Annotated in this window: 15 protein-coding genes; 12 read left to right on the top strand and 3 right to left on the bottom strand. The window is 44.4% G+C overall.

Annotation, left to right across the window (positions count from 1 at the left end; translation table 11 throughout):
- Positions 1-11: 11 nt before the first annotated feature.
- Entirely contained in the window at positions 12-1385 is a 1374-nt protein-coding gene (locus CSH92_RS03110; protein WP_100656128.1) for a cytochrome ubiquinol oxidase subunit I, read from the top strand.
- Positions 1385-2395, top strand: coding sequence for a cytochrome d ubiquinol oxidase subunit II (cydB, locus tag CSH92_RS03105; RefSeq protein ID WP_100656127.1), 1011 nt, complete (start codon positions 1385-1387; stop codon positions 2393-2395). Before CSH92_RS03110 ends, cydB begins: the two co-directional genes overlap by 1 nt.
- 70 nt (positions 2396-2465) lie before the next feature.
- On the opposite strand, the gene CSH92_RS03100 is transcribed toward cydB, so the two are convergent.
- Positions 2466-4037, bottom strand: a complete 1572-nt coding sequence (locus tag CSH92_RS03100; protein ID WP_100656126.1) for an AMP-binding protein — start codon at positions 4035-4037, stop codon at positions 2466-2468.
- A gap of 281 nt (positions 4038-4318) precedes the next feature.
- On the opposite strand from CSH92_RS03100, the gene CSH92_RS03095 reads away from it, so the two are divergent.
- From CSH92_RS03095 to CSH92_RS03075, 5 genes are all read left to right on the top strand, one after another.
- Positions 4319-4855, top strand: coding sequence for an RNA polymerase sigma factor (locus tag CSH92_RS03095; RefSeq protein WP_100656125.1), 537 nt, complete (start codon positions 4319-4321; stop codon positions 4853-4855).
- Complete coding sequence (locus tag CSH92_RS03090) at positions 4845-5711, top strand: LolA family protein (RefSeq protein ID WP_100656124.1); 867 nt, start codon at positions 4845-4847, stop codon at positions 5709-5711. The genes CSH92_RS03095 and CSH92_RS03090 overlap by 11 nt, the downstream gene beginning before the upstream one ends.
- Before the next feature lie 506 nt (positions 5712-6217).
- A complete protein-coding gene (locus tag CSH92_RS03085; protein ID WP_100656123.1) occupies positions 6218-7351 on the top strand; it encodes a helix-turn-helix domain-containing protein in 1134 nt (377 codons plus the stop codon).
- Positions 7352-7464: 113 nt separating this feature from the next.
- On the top strand, positions 7465-8874 hold the full coding sequence (locus CSH92_RS03080; RefSeq protein ID WP_164084644.1) for an amidohydrolase family protein: 1410 nt from the start codon (positions 7465-7467) through the stop codon (positions 8872-8874).
- Between the two features lie 67 nt (positions 8875-8941).
- Positions 8942-9520 (top strand): HD domain-containing protein, encoded by a 579-nt coding sequence (locus tag CSH92_RS03075; protein WP_100656307.1) that lies wholly within the window; start codon positions 8942-8944, stop codon positions 9518-9520.
- A gap of 399 nt (positions 9521-9919) precedes the next feature.
- On the opposite strand, the gene CSH92_RS03070 is transcribed toward CSH92_RS03075, so the two are convergent.
- Positions 9920-11992 carry a hypothetical protein gene (locus CSH92_RS03070; RefSeq protein ID WP_100656121.1) on the bottom strand — a complete coding sequence of 691 codons (2073 nt, stop codon included), beginning with the start codon at positions 11990-11992 and terminating at the stop codon, positions 9920-9922.
- 356 nt (positions 11993-12348) lie between these two features.
- A complete protein-coding gene (locus CSH92_RS03065) occupies positions 12349-12789 on the bottom strand; it encodes a hypothetical protein (RefSeq protein WP_100656120.1) in 441 nt (146 codons plus the stop codon).
- A gap of 267 nt (positions 12790-13056) precedes the next feature.
- On the opposite strand from CSH92_RS03065, the gene CSH92_RS03060 reads away from it, so the two are divergent.
- From CSH92_RS03060 to CSH92_RS03040, 5 genes are all read left to right on the top strand, one after another.
- A complete protein-coding gene (locus tag CSH92_RS03060) occupies positions 13057-14199 on the top strand; it encodes a PQQ-dependent sugar dehydrogenase (protein ID WP_164084643.1) in 1143 nt (380 codons plus the stop codon).
- Positions 14200-14354: 155 nt separating this feature from the next.
- Positions 14355-16967, top strand: coding sequence for a bifunctional aconitate hydratase 2/2-methylisocitrate dehydratase (acnB, locus tag CSH92_RS03055; RefSeq protein ID WP_100656118.1), 2613 nt, complete (start codon positions 14355-14357; stop codon positions 16965-16967).
- Positions 16968-17029: 62 nt separating this feature from the next.
- Entirely contained in the window at positions 17030-17506 is a 477-nt protein-coding gene (locus CSH92_RS03050; RefSeq protein ID WP_100656117.1) for a DUF192 domain-containing protein, read from the top strand.
- An 18-nt stretch (positions 17507-17524) separates the two neighbouring features.
- Positions 17525-18874 carry a lysine-sensitive aspartokinase 3 gene (gene lysC, locus CSH92_RS03045; RefSeq protein WP_100656116.1) on the top strand — a complete coding sequence of 450 codons (1350 nt, stop codon included), beginning with the start codon at positions 17525-17527 and terminating at the stop codon, positions 18872-18874.
- Entirely contained in the window at positions 18871-19260 is a 390-nt protein-coding gene (locus CSH92_RS03040; protein WP_100656115.1) for a response regulator, read from the top strand. The genes lysC and CSH92_RS03040 overlap by 4 nt, the downstream gene beginning before the upstream one ends.
- The last annotated feature ends 51 nt before the right edge of the window (positions 19261-19311 follow it).

Below are 19311 nucleotides of genomic sequence, written 5' to 3'. Positions count from 1 at the left end.
AGGTAACCGCTATGTTTGATGTTCTGTTACTGTCGCGCATTCAATTTGCTGCGAATATCAGTTTTCATATTTTATTCCCAACCATAACCATTGCGCTGGGATGGTTTCTGGTTTATTTCAAAATCCGCTATGACCTAAGTCAGCATCCGGTGTGGATGCGCATCTATCGTTTCTGGGTAAAGGTGTTTGCCCTGACCTTTGCCTTGGGAGTGGTCAGTGGGATCACAATGTCATTTCAGTTTGGTACTAATTGGCCTGGGTTTATGGAAACTATCGGTAACATTGCCGGGCCTCTTCTAGCCTATGAAATTCTAACCGCCTTTTTTCTTGAAGCCACATTACTCGGGATTATGTTGTTTGGGTTTAATCGGGTTCCAGGCTGGGTGCATACGTTGAGTACGTTTCTCGTTGCGTTCGGAACTACCATGTCAGCATTTTGGATCTTGGTACTTAATTCATGGATGCAAACTCCCGCAGGTTTTGAAATTAGAGACGGTGTGGTGCACGCAACGGATTGGTTGGCAATAATCTTCAACCCTTCGTTTCCTTATCGGTTTGGTCATACCTTGCTGGCATCAGCGTTGACAACCTGCTTTCTGATTGCTGGGATATCCGCCTATCGTTTGTACCGCGGAGACGATAAAAAAGCGCCGCGACTGGCGCTTAAAGCCGCAGTGTTGACTGCCGCTATATTGGCTCCTACTCAAGCCTTTATTGGCGACCTGCACGGTCTTAATACATTGGAACATCAACCGCAGAAAGTAGCAGCGATGGAGGGGGTATGGGAAACCCAGAAAGGCGTGCCCCTGTTATTGTTTGCCATACCTGATGAGCAAGCGCGCGAAAATCACTTTGAACTGGCAATCCCGAATTTAGCTAGCTTAATTCTCACTCATGATATGGAAGGTGAGATCAAAGGTTTAAATGACTTTGTAGGAGAACACCCTCCGGTTAAGCCCGTGTTCTATGGTTTTCGTGTGATGGTCGGCATGGGGCTATTGATGATCTTGATTGCCTGGTGGTGCGCACCGCGCTTGTGGCAGCAAAATAGACTTTCTGTACTGCAACTCAAAGTGTTAATTAGCATGAGCTTTTCGGGGTGGATAGCCTCACTGGCGGGCTGGTATGTGACTGAAATCGGGCGTCAACCCTACTTGGTCTCGGGAGTTTTGCGTACTGCCGATGCAGTAACTACACAGCCTGCAGGCAATGTGGCGTTTACGTTGGTGGCCTACCTGCTGTTGTACGTTGTGTTGCTCTTCGCTTATGTGAAAACCCTATTTTATATGGCGCGCCGCTCGGTGGATATTGAAGAGTTCGAACCTCGTACACCGCAGCAAAAAGCGGTATCAACTCAGCACAGCACACTATTGGGAGAAAACTAATGTTTGAATGGTTATTTGCCGACGACACACTTCCCCTGATATTCGCGGCTTTAATGGCACTTGCCGTGCTCGTGTATGCCATACTCGATGGCTATGACCTCGGGGTAGGGATTTTGCTACCGCTTGATGATGAGGCGCAGCGCGACCTCGCTATTGCTTCCATAGGCCCATTTTGGGACGCCAATGAGACTTGGTTAGTGTTGGCAGTGGGCCTGCTGTTAGTTGCATTCCCAGCCGCGCACAGTGCGGTATTGCATGCCCTTTATTTGCCGGCCACGATTATGCTCTTTGGCCTTATCTTGCGTGGGGTATCTTTTGATTTTCGTGCCAAAGTAAAACCGCAAAGGAAGATAGTTTGGGACCGCTGCTTTAAGATCGGTTCAACGCTTACCGCATTCACCCAAGGGTACATGCTTGGTATGTATGTAATGGGCTTCGAATTTACCTTGATGGCAGTCATCTTTGCCTGCTTGAGCGGGCTCGGCGTTATGGCCGCGTATGCATTAATTGGTAGTTGCTGGTTGATTATGAAAACCGCAGGGAGCATGCAACTGCGCGCAATTGGTTGGGCAAAGCGTGCGGGAACCCTGACGTTTTTAGGCATTCTGACGGTTTGTGCGGTTAATCCGTTGATCAATGAGTTTGTTTATGTGCGCTGGCTTACACCACCGTTAGCTTTCCTCATTGCTCTGATACCACTGTTGTGTTTCAGCATGTTTTTGCTCGGCTATCAGGTACTGCGCCGCCTGCCATTGATTGATGACCGGGGCAGCTGGTTGCCTTTTGTGATGGTGGTGATTGTGTTTATTTGTTGCTTTACCGGTTTGGCATTGAGTTTTTATCCCTACTTGGTGCCGGGTGAGTTGACAATATACAACAGCGCCAGCGCACCTGAATCACTTAGGATCATGTTAATTGGCACTCTTTTCGTTATGCCATTTATCATCGGTTATACCGTATTTGCGTATACGGTGTTTCGCGGTAAAGCCACTAAGCTCACGTATTATTAGAGTGTTAGTGTGGACGGATAAAGAAAAAGCCCAGCGCTGACGCTGGGCTATTAAATGTGGTTAGAACCGTTTACTTACGTAATTCACGACGTAGGATCTTACCTACCGTTGATTTAGGTAACTCATCGAGTACATGAATTTCTTTTGGGACTTTGTAGGCAGTCAACTGTTCACGGCAATGGGCGATAACCGCGTCCTCATCTAGGGGCGCTGAAGTCGTCACATAAGCACATACGCGCTCGCCCGTCTTATCATCCGGAGCACCAACCACGGCAGCTTCAACGATAGTTGGGAAGGCAGTAAGAATGTTCTCAACTTCGTTCGGGTACACATTGAAGCCAGAGACTAAGATCATGTCTTTCAAGCGATCCACGATCTTGATGGTACCATCCGGCAGTCGCACACCGATATCGCCGGTTTTGAAAAAGCCGTCGTCAGTCATCACTTCAGCAGTGGCATCCTCGCGTTGCCAGTAACCTAACATAACTTGTGGACCACGGGCGGCGATCTGGCCTTCCTGTCCGTCAGGCACGGCGTGGTCGTTCTCGTCTAAAATTCGCACTTCTGTACCCACCAGTGGGGTACCGATGGTACCAATTTTTTCATTGCCGGGCTCATTAAAGGTCAAAACCGGTGCGGTCTCAGATAACCCATAACCTTCGGTAATGCTGCAACCCGTCACATCACGCCAAATATCCACAGCAGCACTGGTCAGTGCGGTACCACCAGACAGCGTGAGCTTTAACGCTGAGAAGTCTAAGGCTTTAAAATCGGGGTGCTGACCCAATCCAACAAACAAGGTATTAATGCCAGCAAAGGTGGTAAATTTATACGGCTTGATGGCACTAATAAAAGCATCTGGATCGCGAGGATTGGGGATCAGAATGGTTAAACAACCCTTGGCAAAAAACGTCATCATACACACAGTAAACGCGTAGATATGATAAAGCGGGAGCGGGCATACCACGATTTCTTCGCCACTTTTAAAGCGGTCACCTAGACGGTCTAAGGTCTGTACACTGTTACTTAATACATTACCATGCGACAACGCCGCACCCTTAGATAAACCCGTAGTACCACCGGTGTATTGCAGCATGCATAGCGTGTCCATGGTGACGCTTGGGCGGGAAAACTGCGGTAAGCTAGCACCTTTATCGATAGCTGCGCTTAATGCAACGTAGGTTTCATGTTGTGGGGCGCTGGCAGGTTGTAACAACTCTGTGGCGCTGGTGATGATAACCGTCTGTACTTGTGTGTCTGCTTTTATTTTTTCAAAGTTAGGCAGTAAGTCAGCCAGAATAATGAGTGCCTTGGCACCGGAATCACTGAATTGGTGTTGCATTTCTCGCGGCGTATACAAGGGGTTGGTGTTAACCACCACCAAGCCAGCGCGCAGCGCCGCGTATACTGCGATAGGGTTTTGCAATAAGTTAGGTAATTGGATCGCAATCCGGTCACCAGGCTCCAAGCCCGCTTCATGCTGCAGGTAATTAGCCAATGCGGCTGAACGTTGCTCAATCTCACTGAAAGATAGGGTTTGACCGAGCGCGGTATAAGCTGGCGCATCGGTGTACTTGTCGAACACGTGCTCAATGTAATCGGGTAAAGAGTGGACGTTTTCCGGTAACAAATCTTGAAACATGGCTTCTCGCTTTTTTTATTGCATAGTCAAAGGTTCAGCATATACGGATTGAATTAACAATTCGATTACATTTGATGAATGGATTTACATTGAGCATGCGAATGCTAGCGAAGTGGGATTAATTGCTTCGGTTGAATGGAATTTACAGTAAATACTTTGTTGCCAAACAAAACCGGCTAATTTTCGTTTTTTCCCAAATGGATAAAAAAGTTTTAAAAAGTCTGTAATATTTCAAACGACCCATTCGTCTTTAGGCTGAGATGTAATTTTGGAGAACTACATTGCAGCAACACAAAGCTAAAATATCAGACTTGGCGCAGCAGCATGGAAAGCTCGTCTTTCATTGTGCCTATCGGTTGTTGGCCGATACGCATCTAGCCGAAGACGTGACGCAAGACGTTTTTATTAAGCTGTTTAAAAAGCCTTTGGTTAACTTAAACGACGTTAAAAACTGGCCTGCTTATTTGAAAACACTGGCTGTATCAACGGCGATAGATTATCTACGCAAAAACAAGCAACGCGCAGAAGATACCTTTACCGTTGTACCTGAAAAGGTAGGTGAAAGTGCGGCACAACCGTTAAATCAAGTATTGCAGGACCGTGATCTAACCCTGTTTACCCATGCGCTGTTGCAACTTACCGAACAGGATGCGCAAATCTACTGCTTACGCCATGTCGAAGGCTATTCCTATCAGGAAATCTCAGAATTAATGCATGTCTCCAGCAATTTAGTGGGCGTATCCCTACATCGTTCGCAAATAAAACTCTCAACTATTGTAGGTCAGTCACAGTTTTTAGGAGCCAGTCATGAAGAGTGATTATTCGACTGAAGCAAAGCTGGAGAAGATTCTCAGCATCGTGAAAAGCCAACACACCACTGAACAGGAAGACATCGCCATGCAGAACAGGTTAAACGAGGCAATTGAAGCGTATGCGGGGCCCGTGGCCGAAGACCCGGAACAAAGTGAAGCGACAATTGGGTTTTGGCAGTGGTTAAAGCAGGTGAGTGTGCCAAAGCAACTGGGCTTTGCCGGTTCGGCAGCAGCGCTTGTGCTAACAGTCGCAGTACTGGTAACCAGTACTGCGAGCGCACCGGCCTTTGCTGCGGTAGTAAAGAAACTGAATGCCATAACCAGTATGGTGTATTCAGGTGAAATGACTGCAAATGGGCAGGCCATGATGAATATAGAAGTTTACTACCAAGCACCGGGTAAATTGAGAGTGGTCAATTCGCCGCGACCCAACGCCAATGGAGCGCCTACAATCATTAACGTAGTAGATACGGAACAAGGCAAAGGATCAATTTTATTTCCTGATCGCAACATGGCGATGCCAATAGACTTTGCGCCTGCAAGCGACGCTAAAGCTGCGTTGGAGGATGAGCTTTTTGATTGGTACTCGACAATCCTGAATTACCAAGGAGACGTTAATATTGAACCATCGGTATTGTTATACGGTGTAGAGACAACCGTTTACGTTATTGAACCTGAAAACATGCGGGTTACCCTATGGGTCGATCCTGACACTGAACTGCCAATAAAAATCCGCGTTGAAACTCAGGTGGATCAATCATTTATCTTTGAAGCTGATGTGGCTTTCAACCAAACCTTGGAGGCATCACTCTTTGATTTATCGCCACAAGGATACACGCTCATGGGACCAGACGAGAATTAAATCTTTGAGTGAGATACAAAATTAACGGTCTCGCACTGGGCGCCAATTTGGCGCCCTTTTTTATTCCTGCTTGAATAACGAAGGCACGGCGAATTATTTATTTAGACGCAGTTTAGAAGTTGCTTAGCACTGACATCAGTCCGTCACCCTGACTACAGTCAGGATCTGCTGAGTACGTGAAGCGGTCGTTGGTGATTAGTCCAATCCCACGTCAGAAATTGGAATTTAAGCTGTCGGTCGTTCAGAAACAGAAATTGAAGAAAAAAATGATCAAATGGATAAGCGTAGCTAACGCTCACCTTTAGTAAATAATCGACGGCATAAGACGCAAAAGACAGACAGTCGCTAGCTCTCTTCAAAAACATGAAAGGCTATGAATCAAAAGATGCTAGAAAGTCGAGTTTGCTTTTATAATCAGTTCAAGCAGGGGCGACTCATATCGAGTTTTACCCATGTAGCTTAAGTCGAGACTAATTCATATTATAATCAACAGCAGAGACTTGTTTATGCTTTTCTCTTTATTTGAAGTACTATTATTTGTTGGCATTATTCAAGGCTTTTTAACTGCTTTTGTGCTTTTAAAAAAAACATCGAAGAGTAAAGTTGGCAGTATCCTACTTTCTCTTATTCTTATATTTTTCAGCTGTATATGTTTGAAGACGATTATCTACTCTGTTGAATTAGATCGTACTTTTCCTGTATTGCGGAACATTCCATTACCTTTTGAAACCGCACTCCCAGCCCTCGCTTATTTGTACTGTATTACAATTACGAGGCGTAATTTTATTTTTAAAGCTATACACTTTTTACACTTTATACCTTCATTCATTTTCATTGTGTTTGGCGTTTATGTTTATGCAACTTCAGTTCAAATTGAAACCCAGAAAGGGATCGATTTATTTCTCGCGAATATAAATTTTTATATGGTCAAAGAGTTGGAGGACTACATAACGTTAGTATTAATTATTGTTTATTTGTTTCTCGGTTACAGAGAGCTCAAGGACTTCCGCAATAGACTAGAAAGTTTCACTTCTGATAATGGCCACACTATATTCTTATGGTTGAGGCGTATTCATATATTGATGTTTATACTTCTTGGCTTGTTATTTTTTAATATGCTCTTGGATAGAACTGTTTGGCTGAATAATGCAGATAACATTCATTGGCAGTTTTATTTTCTATATATGGCAGGAATCATATATTTTATTGCTTACAAAGCCCCTCATTTAACACTTTACCTTCACGCAAACGTTTTAGAATCGGAGGATAAATCTTACATTACGAATGATGTTCAAAATGAAAGCTTGTTGGGACTTGCGGACAGAATAATTTCACTGATTGAAAATGAACGTTTATATCTTGATCCAACACTGAATGTTAAAATACTGTCGGATAAGCTTGGCGTTACAGGGAATGCAATCTCTCAGGCAATCAATAGGCAACTTAATGTTTCATTTAGGGACCTTGTCAATCAGAAACGGATTACTTATGCAAAGCAACTGCTACTGTCCAATCACAAATCAGCATCAATCCTCTCTATTTCACTAGAATCAGGTTTTAACTCCGAGGCAACGTTCTACAGGATATTTAAGAAAAGTGTAGGGCTCACCCCCACTGAGTATGTAAAAAGTAAACAATAGATACTCTCAATATACATTTTGAGAGTGATTTTTCTTATGTTCTTCATACACTCCCGCTTCATTTTGCTAGTTACTGCATGTTAATGACTGGCACATTAAAGATTGGAGAAATAATGCATACAATTCAAAAACCAAGAAAGTTAGCTTTTATACTAACTGTGTTCGTCAGTAGCCTAGTTGCTTGCGCTTCTTTCACCCATCCAAAAGAGGTGGGTGATCTTAAGCCGTTTTCAAAATACTACATTATCAATGCAAATGTGTTGAGCGCAGATGGTGAAGTGTTTTTACCCAATACAACATTAGTAATTAATAATAGAAAAATTCAATCAGTAGGCGGTAAACCAAAAATTGATGACCATGAAATTATTGATGCACAGGGTAAGTATATTATTCCTGGTCTTATAGACTCACACGTTCACTTACAGGATTCAGCAAACGATCTGAAAGTGTATCTTTCATACGGCATAACTTATATCCGAGAGATGTCCGGCAGTTACAAGCATTTAGATTGGAGTAAGCAAATGGCCTTGGGGCAATTTGGCCCATCAATTGAAGTATCTTCTGAAAAAATCTCAAGCAAAGGTGGTATTTGGGGATTCATAAATGGATTATTTTGGAATCGAATTAATATAACAAGTCAACAAGATGCTATAGACTTGATAGAGCGTTTAAAAAACGATGGTTTTGAAAACGCAAAGATAGCTTCCGATATAAATAAAAATATGTACTTTGCATTAACTCACGCTGCAAAGGCGAAAGGTTACAAAGTTGTAGGGCATATCCCAAACTCAGTTTCATTCGAGGAATTTATTGAGAGTGGCCAAAGGGAAATTGCACACATAGAGGAATTGGTCAAAACACTTAATAAGGAATTTGGTTATTATTCAACTGATACATCTGAGGAATTCTTGTCATTTGTTGAACAAAAAGTAAAAACTTACTCAAAAACGCTAAGTAGTAACAACATAGCTGTAGGAACGACGCTTTGGTATATGCAAAGCATACCAAGACAAATAAGCGACCTCGATTCATTGATACAAGAAATAGATTTGTCTTTTACAAACCCCAAAAGGCTTCAATATTGGTTGCCGGACAAAAACGAATTTGCATTAAAACACTCCAATAATTATGAATGGTGGACTACTTTTGTTCGCGCAAATGAAATAGTCCTGAATATCTTGTTAGAAAACGGAGTTATTATTCTCGCTGGTACAGATGCAATGACTACAATGGTTGTTCCAGGTTACTCACTTCATCAAGAGCTAGCTTCTCTCGTTCAAATTGGCATGACACCTCAGCAAGCAATAAGAAGTGCTACATCAATTCCAGGGGATTGGATAGGTAAAAAAGTAGGACGAATAGCTCCTGGCTATCAGGCTGATCTTTTAATACTAAATAAGAACCCATTTGATGACATTATGAACACCCAAAACATATACGCCTTATTTAAAACGGGTAACTATCATCCTGAAGAAGAGTTAAAAACAAGGCTTGACTCAGTAAGGAATGAATATGCAGACTGAGACAAGCCAGTCCTATTTGAGGTTATTAAACGCTTTTGGCTGTAATGAAGGTATAGTAAAGAACTTCATGCAACAAATAAGTTTCATTCGCGAACTGGACAAGTTAAAAGCAGTGCATCGTAAAGCTCTGATAAGGATAGACAACAACCGATTCGAAAATAGTGCAGAGCATAGTTGGCATGTAGCTCTGGTGGCTCAAATATTGGCGCCTTACGCAAACGAAAACATAGACATTTCCAGAGTGATATCAATGCTATTGATTCATGATATTGTAGAAATAGATGCTGGAGATACGTTTGCTTTTGAAGATAACAGTGTACAAATTGAACAGGCAATAAAGGAAAAAAGAGCAGCAGAGAGAATATTTGGTATGCTACCTGAACCTCAACGGTCCGATTTTTTGAGCTTATGGAATGAATTTGAAAAAGCAGATTCTGCCGATGCGCGTTTTGCAAACTCTATTGATAGGATATTACCGCTTATTCAAAATATGGCAAATGGGGGAGGTAGCTGGGTTAATAATAATGTATATAAACATCAAGTTATTAGACGAAATAAGTTTTTAAAAGTAGCAGCTCCTGAACTCTGGGAATTCGCTCTTTCCCAAATAGAGGTTGCCTGTCTTAATGGCTGGCTAAAGGAATAAGAAGAAAGTAAACATATTTCGGGGCTTCGAATTTGATTCAGACTAGAACGGCCGTAAACGGTCGTATCTACTACTGACTAAATTTTAGGTACACCAAACATACACTAGCAACGGCTGCGCTTAAAAAGTCAAGTCTCGTGTATTACTGTGAACGTGTGTTCTGCAGCAAATTTAAAAGAGCGCTTTCAGCGGAATATATGCAACTAGCTTCGTACCTAGAACGGTCCGCTACTCTCTCTATTCAACCGTTCGATATGAAAACTCGTGACCGGCTGGTTAACGTACTCTTTGATCATTCGTTGCCTCAAATTCTGCTCAAGACCGAACGACCGGTTATTGTCTGTTGTTGCCAGAGGAGATTACTCTTCCATTGAGGCCAGTTTCAGTCAGTCATGCTCATCAGTTATGTGTTCTATACATTGCCAGCGGGTAGCCAACTGCTTGGCGAATTTGCGGATGAAACAAGGCAATTTCTTCAAACAACATAAAATGTTCTATTTTTAGCCGGTGAAGTCGCTTGAAATGCCCGTCTTGTAATTCCGTTCTCGCGATTAAATCAATTATCAATGTTTTATAGTCTTTTTTATCGACGCTGTGTGAGGCGAGTTTTAAATCCAATGCCAACATCAACGCATCGCGACCATGAGGATGGCCGCGCAAATCTTTTGGCCGTTGAAAGGCTGGATCGGCTAATAGATTGATTGCTTTATCGAACGCATAGCGCTCTAACTTACTAAAAATGATCCCCGGGTACGTATTCTCATTAAGATAGAAAATTCGTTCGGTCTCAGTGTAATCATCTGGGGTACCAGCTAAGCAAGATTCATAACTAAATAAGCTAAAACTCATGTACTGAACGGCATCAAATATATCCTCCATAAAGCGTTTACCGAATTTTTCACAGTAAACTTCGTTGAGTTGGTGTCGCTCAAAAGGCGTCAGTTGATCAATTTGTGCCTTCACGGTAGCGGGGATATCTTGTAGCGAATGAGTAGCTGCTGCTAGCGCATCTACTCGTTGAGTATCTCCACTTTCCCTCTCCATTTTGGCGTAATAGGCGTCAACCAAAGTCAGCGATTGTTGTTTCAATAACTGAATATTTTCGGCAAAACTGTTATCGGCACTGGCGAAAGCCAAAACGTCGTCAATTCTGGTAAGCGGCGGTACCAAAGACTGCAGTCTCTGCTTAAGAGCACCACAGTTTTTTGCTCTTTCATTGTATTCCTCCTTTAGCAGTTGGCTATCAGACGCGTTACGTTTTAGCTGATCTTGCAAACTCAATGGCACGGCGGAATCAGGGTGCATCCTAAACTTTTCGATGTGCCTAGGAGGAATCGATAAGGCGTGTAGCTGGTCGACAATGGGGCGCTCAAGCATAGCTGCGTAGCCAGCTAGCATACGACTCTTGGAAAAAGGCCCAGGAACTACATCGACGCGAAAACCGTGCTCAACTAAAAGGGCTATCATAGCCTTTTGAGCATCGGTAAACTCCTGCCCTTCAGTATTTAATGTATCAAAAACAATAGTATTTAACGGATTAAAGAAAAGGTCAGTATGCAGGAGATCAGGCTGCACGAGGATTAGCTGGATTGCTGCAAGCGACTCAATCTCAATTGCTGCTTGCAATGCCGTTTGGAGCTTGTTGTGTTTGGTATAAATTGGCGTGTTGTTAAAGTCAAAACTCGCCAGCAATTTCTTTAAGACCTCTTCGCTTGCCCCCGAACGAACGGCTTGAGTGAACAGTAAGTGACTGACAGGGTAATGTGCAGCAATATCGTCAACAAAACTCAATGGGGCGGTTGCGAGACTGTGACCAATAATAACGTCTGGTGTCCAAAGCAGTTTATTTTTCCCTCGACGAAGTAATAACCCGCGTTTGCTATTGTTCTGTCTAAAAACATCAGCAGCCAAAACAGTCCGTTCAATATCGAGCTCCCTGACTGCATCGAAAACATCGCGCAGGAGATAGCCCACACTCGTATATTTTTCCATTTCAGCGCGAGTGGGTCGAAAAGGCGCGCGCTCAAAGTGTTGCGCTTCATTCTCTAATAGTCGCTGGTATAACACTATCGGTGCTTCATAAGCGTCAAAATAACCTTCACTCTGGAGTAAGAATATGGCATCTCTTAGAAGAGCCTGCTTCTCTATGCCTTTGAGTTCATTGTTAATAGTGTTTTTTATAACTTCGAGTCGGTCCCAAACCTCTGCGTTTTCGGCCTCACATTGACTGTAAACCTCGCTTGCTGCGTAGGTTTGTTCAGCATTTTCCAACGAAGTCATTTTTTGAGCTGGAGTTGGTTTATAGTATTGGTGTTTGGCCTCCTCCGTATCAGTTTTAGGCTCTGCGGCATCTACCCTTTTAGAATCACCTTCATGAGTGTTTTGTTCCTCGAGAGTAGAGAAGTACGTAACAATAAGAACGAGAACTAAGCCCAGAATAACAGCAGCGAAATTACGCCTTTTCATTTTCATGTAGTCCTTTATGGTCTTCAGGTAGTCATATCATCGAAATCCCCATTCTACAGTACCTTATTTAAGCCGGCTTAAAGTGTTTGACTTTTCTTTTGTACAAAAACTGACCGTGTAGTTCTCATGGTTAGTAAAAACTACAAATGTTTCTAAGTCATCTATCAGGATAATAATCGATATTTTTGCCACGCTAATGTTAGCAATGACATTCATGTTGAGCACTTGTCACGACTACTTTCAGTCTGAACCGAACGTCGGCTGCTTGTCTGTTCGAGGCATCGATATCTAGAGGATAGCGGCTTCTGCACTGTCTGTTGGGAACAGCCACTTTTCGGAAGTGACTTATCGCAAATTGTACTTCAGCCCTTGGCAAAATGAATGCGTGCAAACACCCAGCCACCGACTAGGCCAGCGCAGCACTGCGCAATAAAGCCTAATGTAGTTCTTGCTCCGGCAATTAAGGTAACATCGAGAATGGGTTGCATAGCCAGTAGCATAGCTGCGATGGTGACTCCACCGCCAACAACAAACAGGGAAAGTGACAGCCTGTTAAATTTTGCTTTTAACAAGCTAAGGACCAAAAAAGCGACAAACAGCGATAAGATTATGGCTACACCATAAGTTAAGCTCAGTCCGAATAGGTCAGAAAACGTCATGCTTAGCCAGTCACCGACACCAATGTTAACGTTGATTAACAGCAATTCAATCAGCACAAATTGCGAGTGGGCAAAACTGGCCAAGCAAAAAGTGACTAGCCCCGCGATTAACCATGCTTTGATCCATTGCAAAGTCTTGTTCAATGCCTTACCCCTTGTACTAAAGCCCAACAACACGTATCGATAGGCTCATCTTGCAGCGCTTGATAGAGAATTTCAAGCAATCTACAAGTGCATGAATCACTTAAAGAGCAGCGGCACTCGAGAGGACTCACCGGCGAACTTCAGAGATGCGAATACTCCCCCCACACGTTGGTGATCCTTGTTAGTGTCCGCAGCTTACATTGGCAGTTGCTTTAATATCAGCTAGATTACTACCACTAATGCGCTAAACACAGAGCAAATATGAATATGCGAAATAGGTTTCAAGGTCTCCGTAAGACTCTGCATTGCTTATTAATAACGTGCTACTTAGGTAGTTTTTATGCGCCTGCCAGTCTGGCCAATATTACGTTTCCAGAAGTAACCATTGAAACGCTAAATAGTGAGTTACAGCAACCTTGGTCACTTACCGAGTTGCCCTCGCGAGAATGGCTAGTAACTTTAAAAGCCGGCCAAATCCTGATGCTTGATGCTCAAGGTAAAGAGTTAACCCGCTTTACCCACATGCCAAAGAATTTGTATGTTGCTGGGCAGGGTGGTTTGATGGATATCAAGCTGCATCCAAATTTTGCCTTGCAGCCTTACGTTTACATCAGCTATGCCGAGGGTAATGAGGAAGGGAATCGATTAGCGATCGCGCGGGCAACGTTATATCAACAATCCTTGGGAGAATGGCAAACTATCTTCCGCGTCTCACCGGATAAACCCACCCCCGTGCATTACGGTGCGCGTATGGCGTTTTTGCCAGATGGTTCGTTATTGATCACCAGTGGTGATGGGTTTGATTTTCGTGAACAAGCGCAGGTTAAATCGTCTAATCTTGGCAAAGTGTTAAGGATGAGTGATGAAGGACAGGCGCTAAGCGACAATCCCTTTTACACCGGAGCTGGCAGTCCAATTGATTATGTCTACACTTTGGGGCACCGTAATCCGCAAGGCTTGGTTGTTGATGAGCAGCAAGGAACTGTCTATCTCAATGAACATGGTCCCGCAGGGGGTGATGAAATTAATGTACTTCAAGCAGGTGAAAACTACGGTTGGCCTGTGGTGACTTGGGGTAAAGACTACAGCGGAGCAAACATCTCGCCATTTGATGCCTACCCTGGCATGCGTCCACCGGTCGTTAATTGGACGCCATCGATTGCACCGTCCTCGATGGTTCAAATTAAAGGCCCACTGTTCGCGCAACAAACGGGTGACTTTTTAGTGACATCACTGGCGGCAAAGCGTTTGTATTGGGTGCGTTTGGGGCAAAGTGAGGTTTTATTTGACCGCCCAGTGGTAGAGTCATTACAAACTCGGCTACGCGACATTCAACGCAGTCGTTCCGGCGCCATTTTCATCTTAACTGATGGGAGTGAAGCATCACTGTTAAAAATGGTCCCAAAATAAACAATTCTGACGGTGAATGGCGGTTATAACCAAACAAAAGCGCTATGCGGATTTAATTTACCTAGGCAAAGCGCTATACTTCCGCTGTTTTATAATTCATTGCTAACACCTGCGCTAGTGAAGTGTAGGTGCAACCAACCACGAGGAATCATAAAGTGTTAGAACAGTATCGCAAACACGTTGACGAACGCGCTGCCGAGGGTATCCCAGCGAAGCCGCTTAACGCAGAGCAGGTCGCCGAATTGGTTGAACTATTAAAGAATCCACCAGCGGGTGAAGCCGAATTCCTGCTTGAACTTATTTCAGAGCGCGTGCCTCCAGGCGTTGATGAAGCTGCTTACGTAAAAGCTGGCTTTTTAAGTGCAATCGCGAAAGGCGAAGTGACTTGTCCATTAATCGATAAAGATGCTGCGGTACAATTGCTGGGCAACATGCACGGCGGCTACAACATCGAAACATTGGTTGCGTTGCTAGACGATGCTGACTTAGCTGAACTAGCCGCAGAAGAGCTTAAGCACACCTTGCTGATGTTTGATGCGTTCCACGACGTGGAAGAAAAGCACCGAGCGGGCAATAAGTATGCGACTGAAGTCATGCAGTCGTGGGCAGAAGGCGAGTGGTTTACTGCACGCCCAGATCTGCCTGAGAAGATTACTGCAACCGTATTTAAAGTAACGGGTGAAACTAACACTGACGATCTATCGCCAGCGCCAGATGCGTGGTCACGCCCGGACATTCCATTGCATGCACGTGCGATGTATAAAATGACCCGTGATGGTTTAGAGCCAGAAAAGCACGGCGAAGTGGGTCCGTTGGCACAAATCGAAGAGATTAAAGCCAAAGGCCATAAAGTTGCTTTCGTGGGTGATGTTGTAGGTACTGGTTCATCTAGAAAATCTGCAACTAACAGCGTACTTTGGTTCTTCGGTGATGATTTGCCGGGTGTACCGAATAAGCGCGGTGGTGGTATTTGTATTGGCGGTAAAGTGGCGCCAATTTTCTTCAACACCATGGAAGATGCTGGTGCGTTAGTGTTTGAAGCTGACGTCGATAAAATGAATATGGGTGATGTAATCGATATCTACCCATTAGACGGCAAAATCTTAAATGCAGATAGCGGCGAAGTTCTTGCTGAATACGCTTATAAGTCAAAAGTTTTACTCGACGAAGTGCGTGCGGGTGGTCGAATTAATTTGATCATCGGTCGTGGCTTGACTGAGAAAGCGCGTGAGTCACTAGGCTTAGGTGAGACTGACTTGTTCCGTCGTCCAGAGCAGCCGATAGATTCGGGTAAAGGCTTCACGCTGGCACAGAAAATGGTGGGTAAAGCGTGTGGCGTCGACGGTATTCGCCCGGGCACTTACTGTGAGCCGAAAATGACCACTGTGGGTAGCCAAGATACCACCGGACCAATGACGCGTGATGAACTTAAAGACCTTGCGTGTCTGGGCTTTACCGCTGACTTGACCATGCAGTCATTCTGTCACACTGCGGCTTATCCAAAACCAGTTGATATTGATACGCAACATACGCTACCTGATTTCATTATGAATCGTGGCGGTGTGTCATTGCGCCCGGGTGACGGTATTATTCACTCATGGTTGAACCGTATGTTGTTGCCAGATACCGTGGGAACTGGCGGTGATTCACACACACGTTTCCCAATGGGAATTTCTTTCCCTGCAGGGTCAGGTTTGGTTGCCTTCGCTGCGGCGACAGGCGTTATGCCACTGGATATGCCTGAGTCAGTGTTGGTGCGTTTTAAAGGTAAAATGCAACCAGGTATTACGTTACGTGACTTGGTTCATGCAATTCCGTTGTATGGCATCAAACAAGGTCTGTTGACGGTTGCTAAGAAAGGTAAGATCAATGCATTCTCTGGCCGTATTCTGGAAATTGAAGGACTTGAAAACCTAACGGTTGAGCAAGCGTTTGAATTGTCAGATGCCTCTGCGGAGCGTTCAGCTGCAGGTTGTACGATTAAGCTTTCTGAAGACTCGGTTGCTGAGTACTTGCGTTCAAACATCACTATGCTTCGTTGGATGATCAACGAAGGTTATGGTGATCCACGTACTCTTGAGCGCCGTGCGCGTAAGATGGAAGAATGGCTAGCTAACCCTGAGTTGATGGAAGCTGACCAAGACGCAGAGTATGCGGAAGTGATTGAAATCAACTTAGATGACATCAAAGAGCCTATTCTGTGCTGCCCGAATGACCCAGACGATGCAAAAACCTTGTCTGACGTTGCCGGCGACAATGTAGATGAAGTCTTCATTGGTTCATGTATGACTAACATTGGTCACTTCCGTGCGGCGGGTAAGCTGTTAGAGCAATACAACGGTACTTTGCCAACGCGTTTGTGGATTTCTCCACCAACCAAAATGGACAAAGCACAGTTAATGGAAGAGGGTTATTACAACATCTATGGCCGTGCAGGTGTGCGCACTGAAATGCCGGGATGTTCATTGTGTATGGGTAACCAGGCACGTGTATTAGCGGGTGCGACAGTGTTGTCAACATCAACCCGTAACTTCCCTAACCGCTTGGGCGATGGTGCTAATGTGTACCTTTGTTCAGCTGAATTGGCGGCAGTGGGAGCCATCGTTGGTCGCGTGCCAACCACAGAAGAGTATATGCAGTACGCGAGCAAGATTGACTCAATGAGTTCAGAAGTGTTCAAATACTTAAACTTTGACCAAATGGAAGTGTTTAAACAAGCTGAAGATGCAGCTAAAGCAAACATTATCCCAACGTTAAACGTTGCATAAACGGTCTTAACTAGACAATACCGGGTAGCGTTTTACGCCACCCGGTTTTTTTTTGAAAAAATATGAGTAAGTCCGACATGTTATATCGAATATCGTGGTTTCTAGTGGTGCTCTCGCTTAGTATTTGGGCTAAGCCGGTGACGGCGGATCCGGCGTTAAAGGTCAATTTTGGCCAAGCCATTATCCAGGTAGGAGAGCAGCGTCTAACGGTGGAATATGCAGGGACTTTTGAGCAGCGCGCACGTGGATTGATGTATCGCACTGAACTTTGTGATTCGTGTGGCATGTTGTTTGAGTTTGAATACCCGAGAGAGGCAGGGTTTTGGATGAAAAACACCCTGATCCCTCTGGATATTGCCTATCTTGACAAGCGTGGTGTGATCACAGATATCAAACCCATGTATCCGTTAGTGTTAGATCCAGTTCCGTCGTCTAAACCCGTATTGTATGCATTGGAAATGAACCAAGGCTGGTTTGCCGCCAATGATGTGGTGGTTGGTGACCGGATCACTATAATTAGTCAACAAGAAGCCCCCTAAGTAGAGGAGTGATTAGTTGTGAGTAATGCCATTAATGTGGCCAAATTTGGCGGAACCAGTGTCGCTGATTTTACTGCTATTAGCCTATGTGCAAAGGTTGTTCAACGGAATCCTGAAACCCGGGTAGTCGTAGTTAGCGCGGCGGCGGGTGTCACTAACTTATTAGTTAAATTAGGGTTTTCACCATTAACCCAAGCACAAATTGCCGAAGTATGTGAGCAAATAAAGCAAATCGAGTATGCGATATTAAGTGGCTTAGACCAACAGGAAGAAGTTAAAACTAAACTTGATGATCTATTAAACGAAGTTGAGCAGCTTGCCCGTCATGAAGAAATTCTGCATCGCCATGATCTCAAAGATGAGTTGATGTCGATGGGGGAGCGCATGTCGTCATTGCTGTGTGCTGAAGTATTCAAACAGCTAGGCATTCCAGCACTTAACTTCGATGTACGTAAAGTACTGCTTACTGATGATACTTATGGTGAGGCTGTGCCAAATGTGGTGGCAATTCAGCAACGCTGTACAGAATTGCTGCGCCCGGAATTAACTAATAGCATTGTCGTCACTCAAGGTTTTGTTGGTGCCGATGAAGCCGGTAACACCACAACTTTGGGGCGTGGTGGCTCAGATTTTACGGCAGCGTTACTCGCCGAGGCTTTAGATGCCAAAAGCTGTGAAATTTGGACCGATGTTATTGGTGTATACACCACCGATCCGCGTCTGACGGCAGCGGCACGTCCATTGCCTGAATTGAGTTTTGAAGAAGCCGCAGAAATGGCCACTTTCGGCGCAAAAGTGTTGCATCCGGCAACCATGGAGCCCGCATTGCGCCGTGATATTCCGGTATTTGTTGGCTCAAGCCGCGAACCGGAGAAGGGTGGTACTTGGATTGTGCGCGATTGCGAACATGAGCCGCCATATCGAGCGATTACCCGGCGTCGTGAGCAAGTCATGGTAACCGTTAAAACCCCTAAAATGTTGTATGCGCAGGGATATTTGGAAAAAGTTTTCGGCATCATTGCCAAGAATAAGTTGTCGGTAGACTTGGTGACAACGTCCGAAATTGCTGTTGCATTTACCTTAGATAATCCGCCGAATTCAGTAGCCGAGCGTTTAAATCGACGCACCATTGAAGAACTCGAAAGTATGAGCGAAGTTAGTGTGGAACAGGGCTTCGACCTGATCACTGTGGTGGGCAATCACATGCAATCAAACAAAGGTGTTTCAAGTCGTATCTTTGCCGCAATTGCCGACTATAATTTACGCATGATTTGTTTCGGCGCGAATCCGCACAATATGTCATTTTTAGTGAATGCTGATGATAGCGCTGAAATTGTTTCAGTACTGCATAAAGCGTTATTTGAATGAGTCTAAGAAATCTTGATATTTTAGCTGTTGACGATGACCGCGTCACACTTGAGTTGCTGACGTTAATGCTGGAGGAATACACCTCCGGCAGGGTTATTGCGATGGATGATAGTAACCTCGCAGTGGATGTTATAGCAGATCCTGAGCAACGCTTTGATCTCGTGATCAGCGATCTCATGATGCCGGATAAGACGGGACTGGATTTGCTTGCGGTGTTACGTGCTCGAGATACTGCCATTCCATTTATATTGTTAACCGCAAACACGCGCCGCGAGAGCGTGATAAAAGCCAAGCAATTGGGTGCAACAGCATTTATTGCCAAGCCATTTTCAACGCAAAACCTACTTGATAAATTAGATGACATATTTTCCTCAGGGGTTGAGTAAATATCTCTGCACGTGCCTATGCATAACACCTAATGAAACAAAGGAAGCTAG

The organism is Neoalteromonas flava (assembly GCF_002807685.1).
In the GTDB taxonomy this organism is placed as follows: domain Bacteria; phylum Pseudomonadota; class Gammaproteobacteria; order Enterobacterales; family Alteromonadaceae; genus Alteromonas_E; species Alteromonas_E flava.
The sequence above is the reverse complement of the archived record's forward strand: the minus strand, read 5'-3'. Positions and strand labels throughout refer to the sequence as shown.

Excerpts from the sequence above, each read along its gene's own strand:
- CSH92_RS03085 (WP_100656123.1), top strand. The coding sequence starts at position 6,218 with ATGCTTTTCTCTTTATTTGAAGTACTATTATTTGTTGGCATTATTCAA.
- CSH92_RS03070 (WP_100656121.1), bottom strand. The coding sequence starts at position 11,992 with ATGAAAATGAAAAGGCGTAATTTCGCTGCTGTTATTCTGGGCTTAGTT.
- CSH92_RS03050 (WP_100656117.1), top strand. The coding sequence starts at position 17,030 with ATGAGTAAGTCCGACATGTTATATCGAATATCGTGGTTTCTAGTGGTG.
- CSH92_RS03100 (WP_100656126.1), bottom strand. The coding sequence starts at position 4,037 with ATGTTTCAAGATTTGTTACCGGAAAACGTCCACTCTTTACCCGATTAC.
- CSH92_RS03075 (WP_100656307.1), top strand. The coding sequence starts at position 8,942 with ATGCAACAAATAAGTTTCATTCGCGAACTGGACAAGTTAAAAGCAGTG.
- CSH92_RS03110 (WP_100656128.1), top strand. The coding sequence starts at position 12 with ATGTTTGATGTTCTGTTACTGTCGCGCATTCAATTTGCTGCGAATATC.
- CSH92_RS03040 (WP_100656115.1), top strand. The coding sequence starts at position 18,871 with ATGAGTCTAAGAAATCTTGATATTTTAGCTGTTGACGATGACCGCGTC.
- CSH92_RS03060 (WP_164084643.1), top strand. The coding sequence starts at position 13,057 with ATGCGAAATAGGTTTCAAGGTCTCCGTAAGACTCTGCATTGCTTATTA.
- CSH92_RS03090 (WP_100656124.1), top strand. The coding sequence starts at position 4,845 with ATGAAGAGTGATTATTCGACTGAAGCAAAGCTGGAGAAGATTCTCAGC.
- cydB (WP_100656127.1), top strand. The coding sequence starts at position 1,385 with ATGTTTGAATGGTTATTTGCCGACGACACACTTCCCCTGATATTCGCG.
- CSH92_RS03080 (WP_164084644.1), top strand. The coding sequence starts at position 7,465 with ATGCATACAATTCAAAAACCAAGAAAGTTAGCTTTTATACTAACTGTG.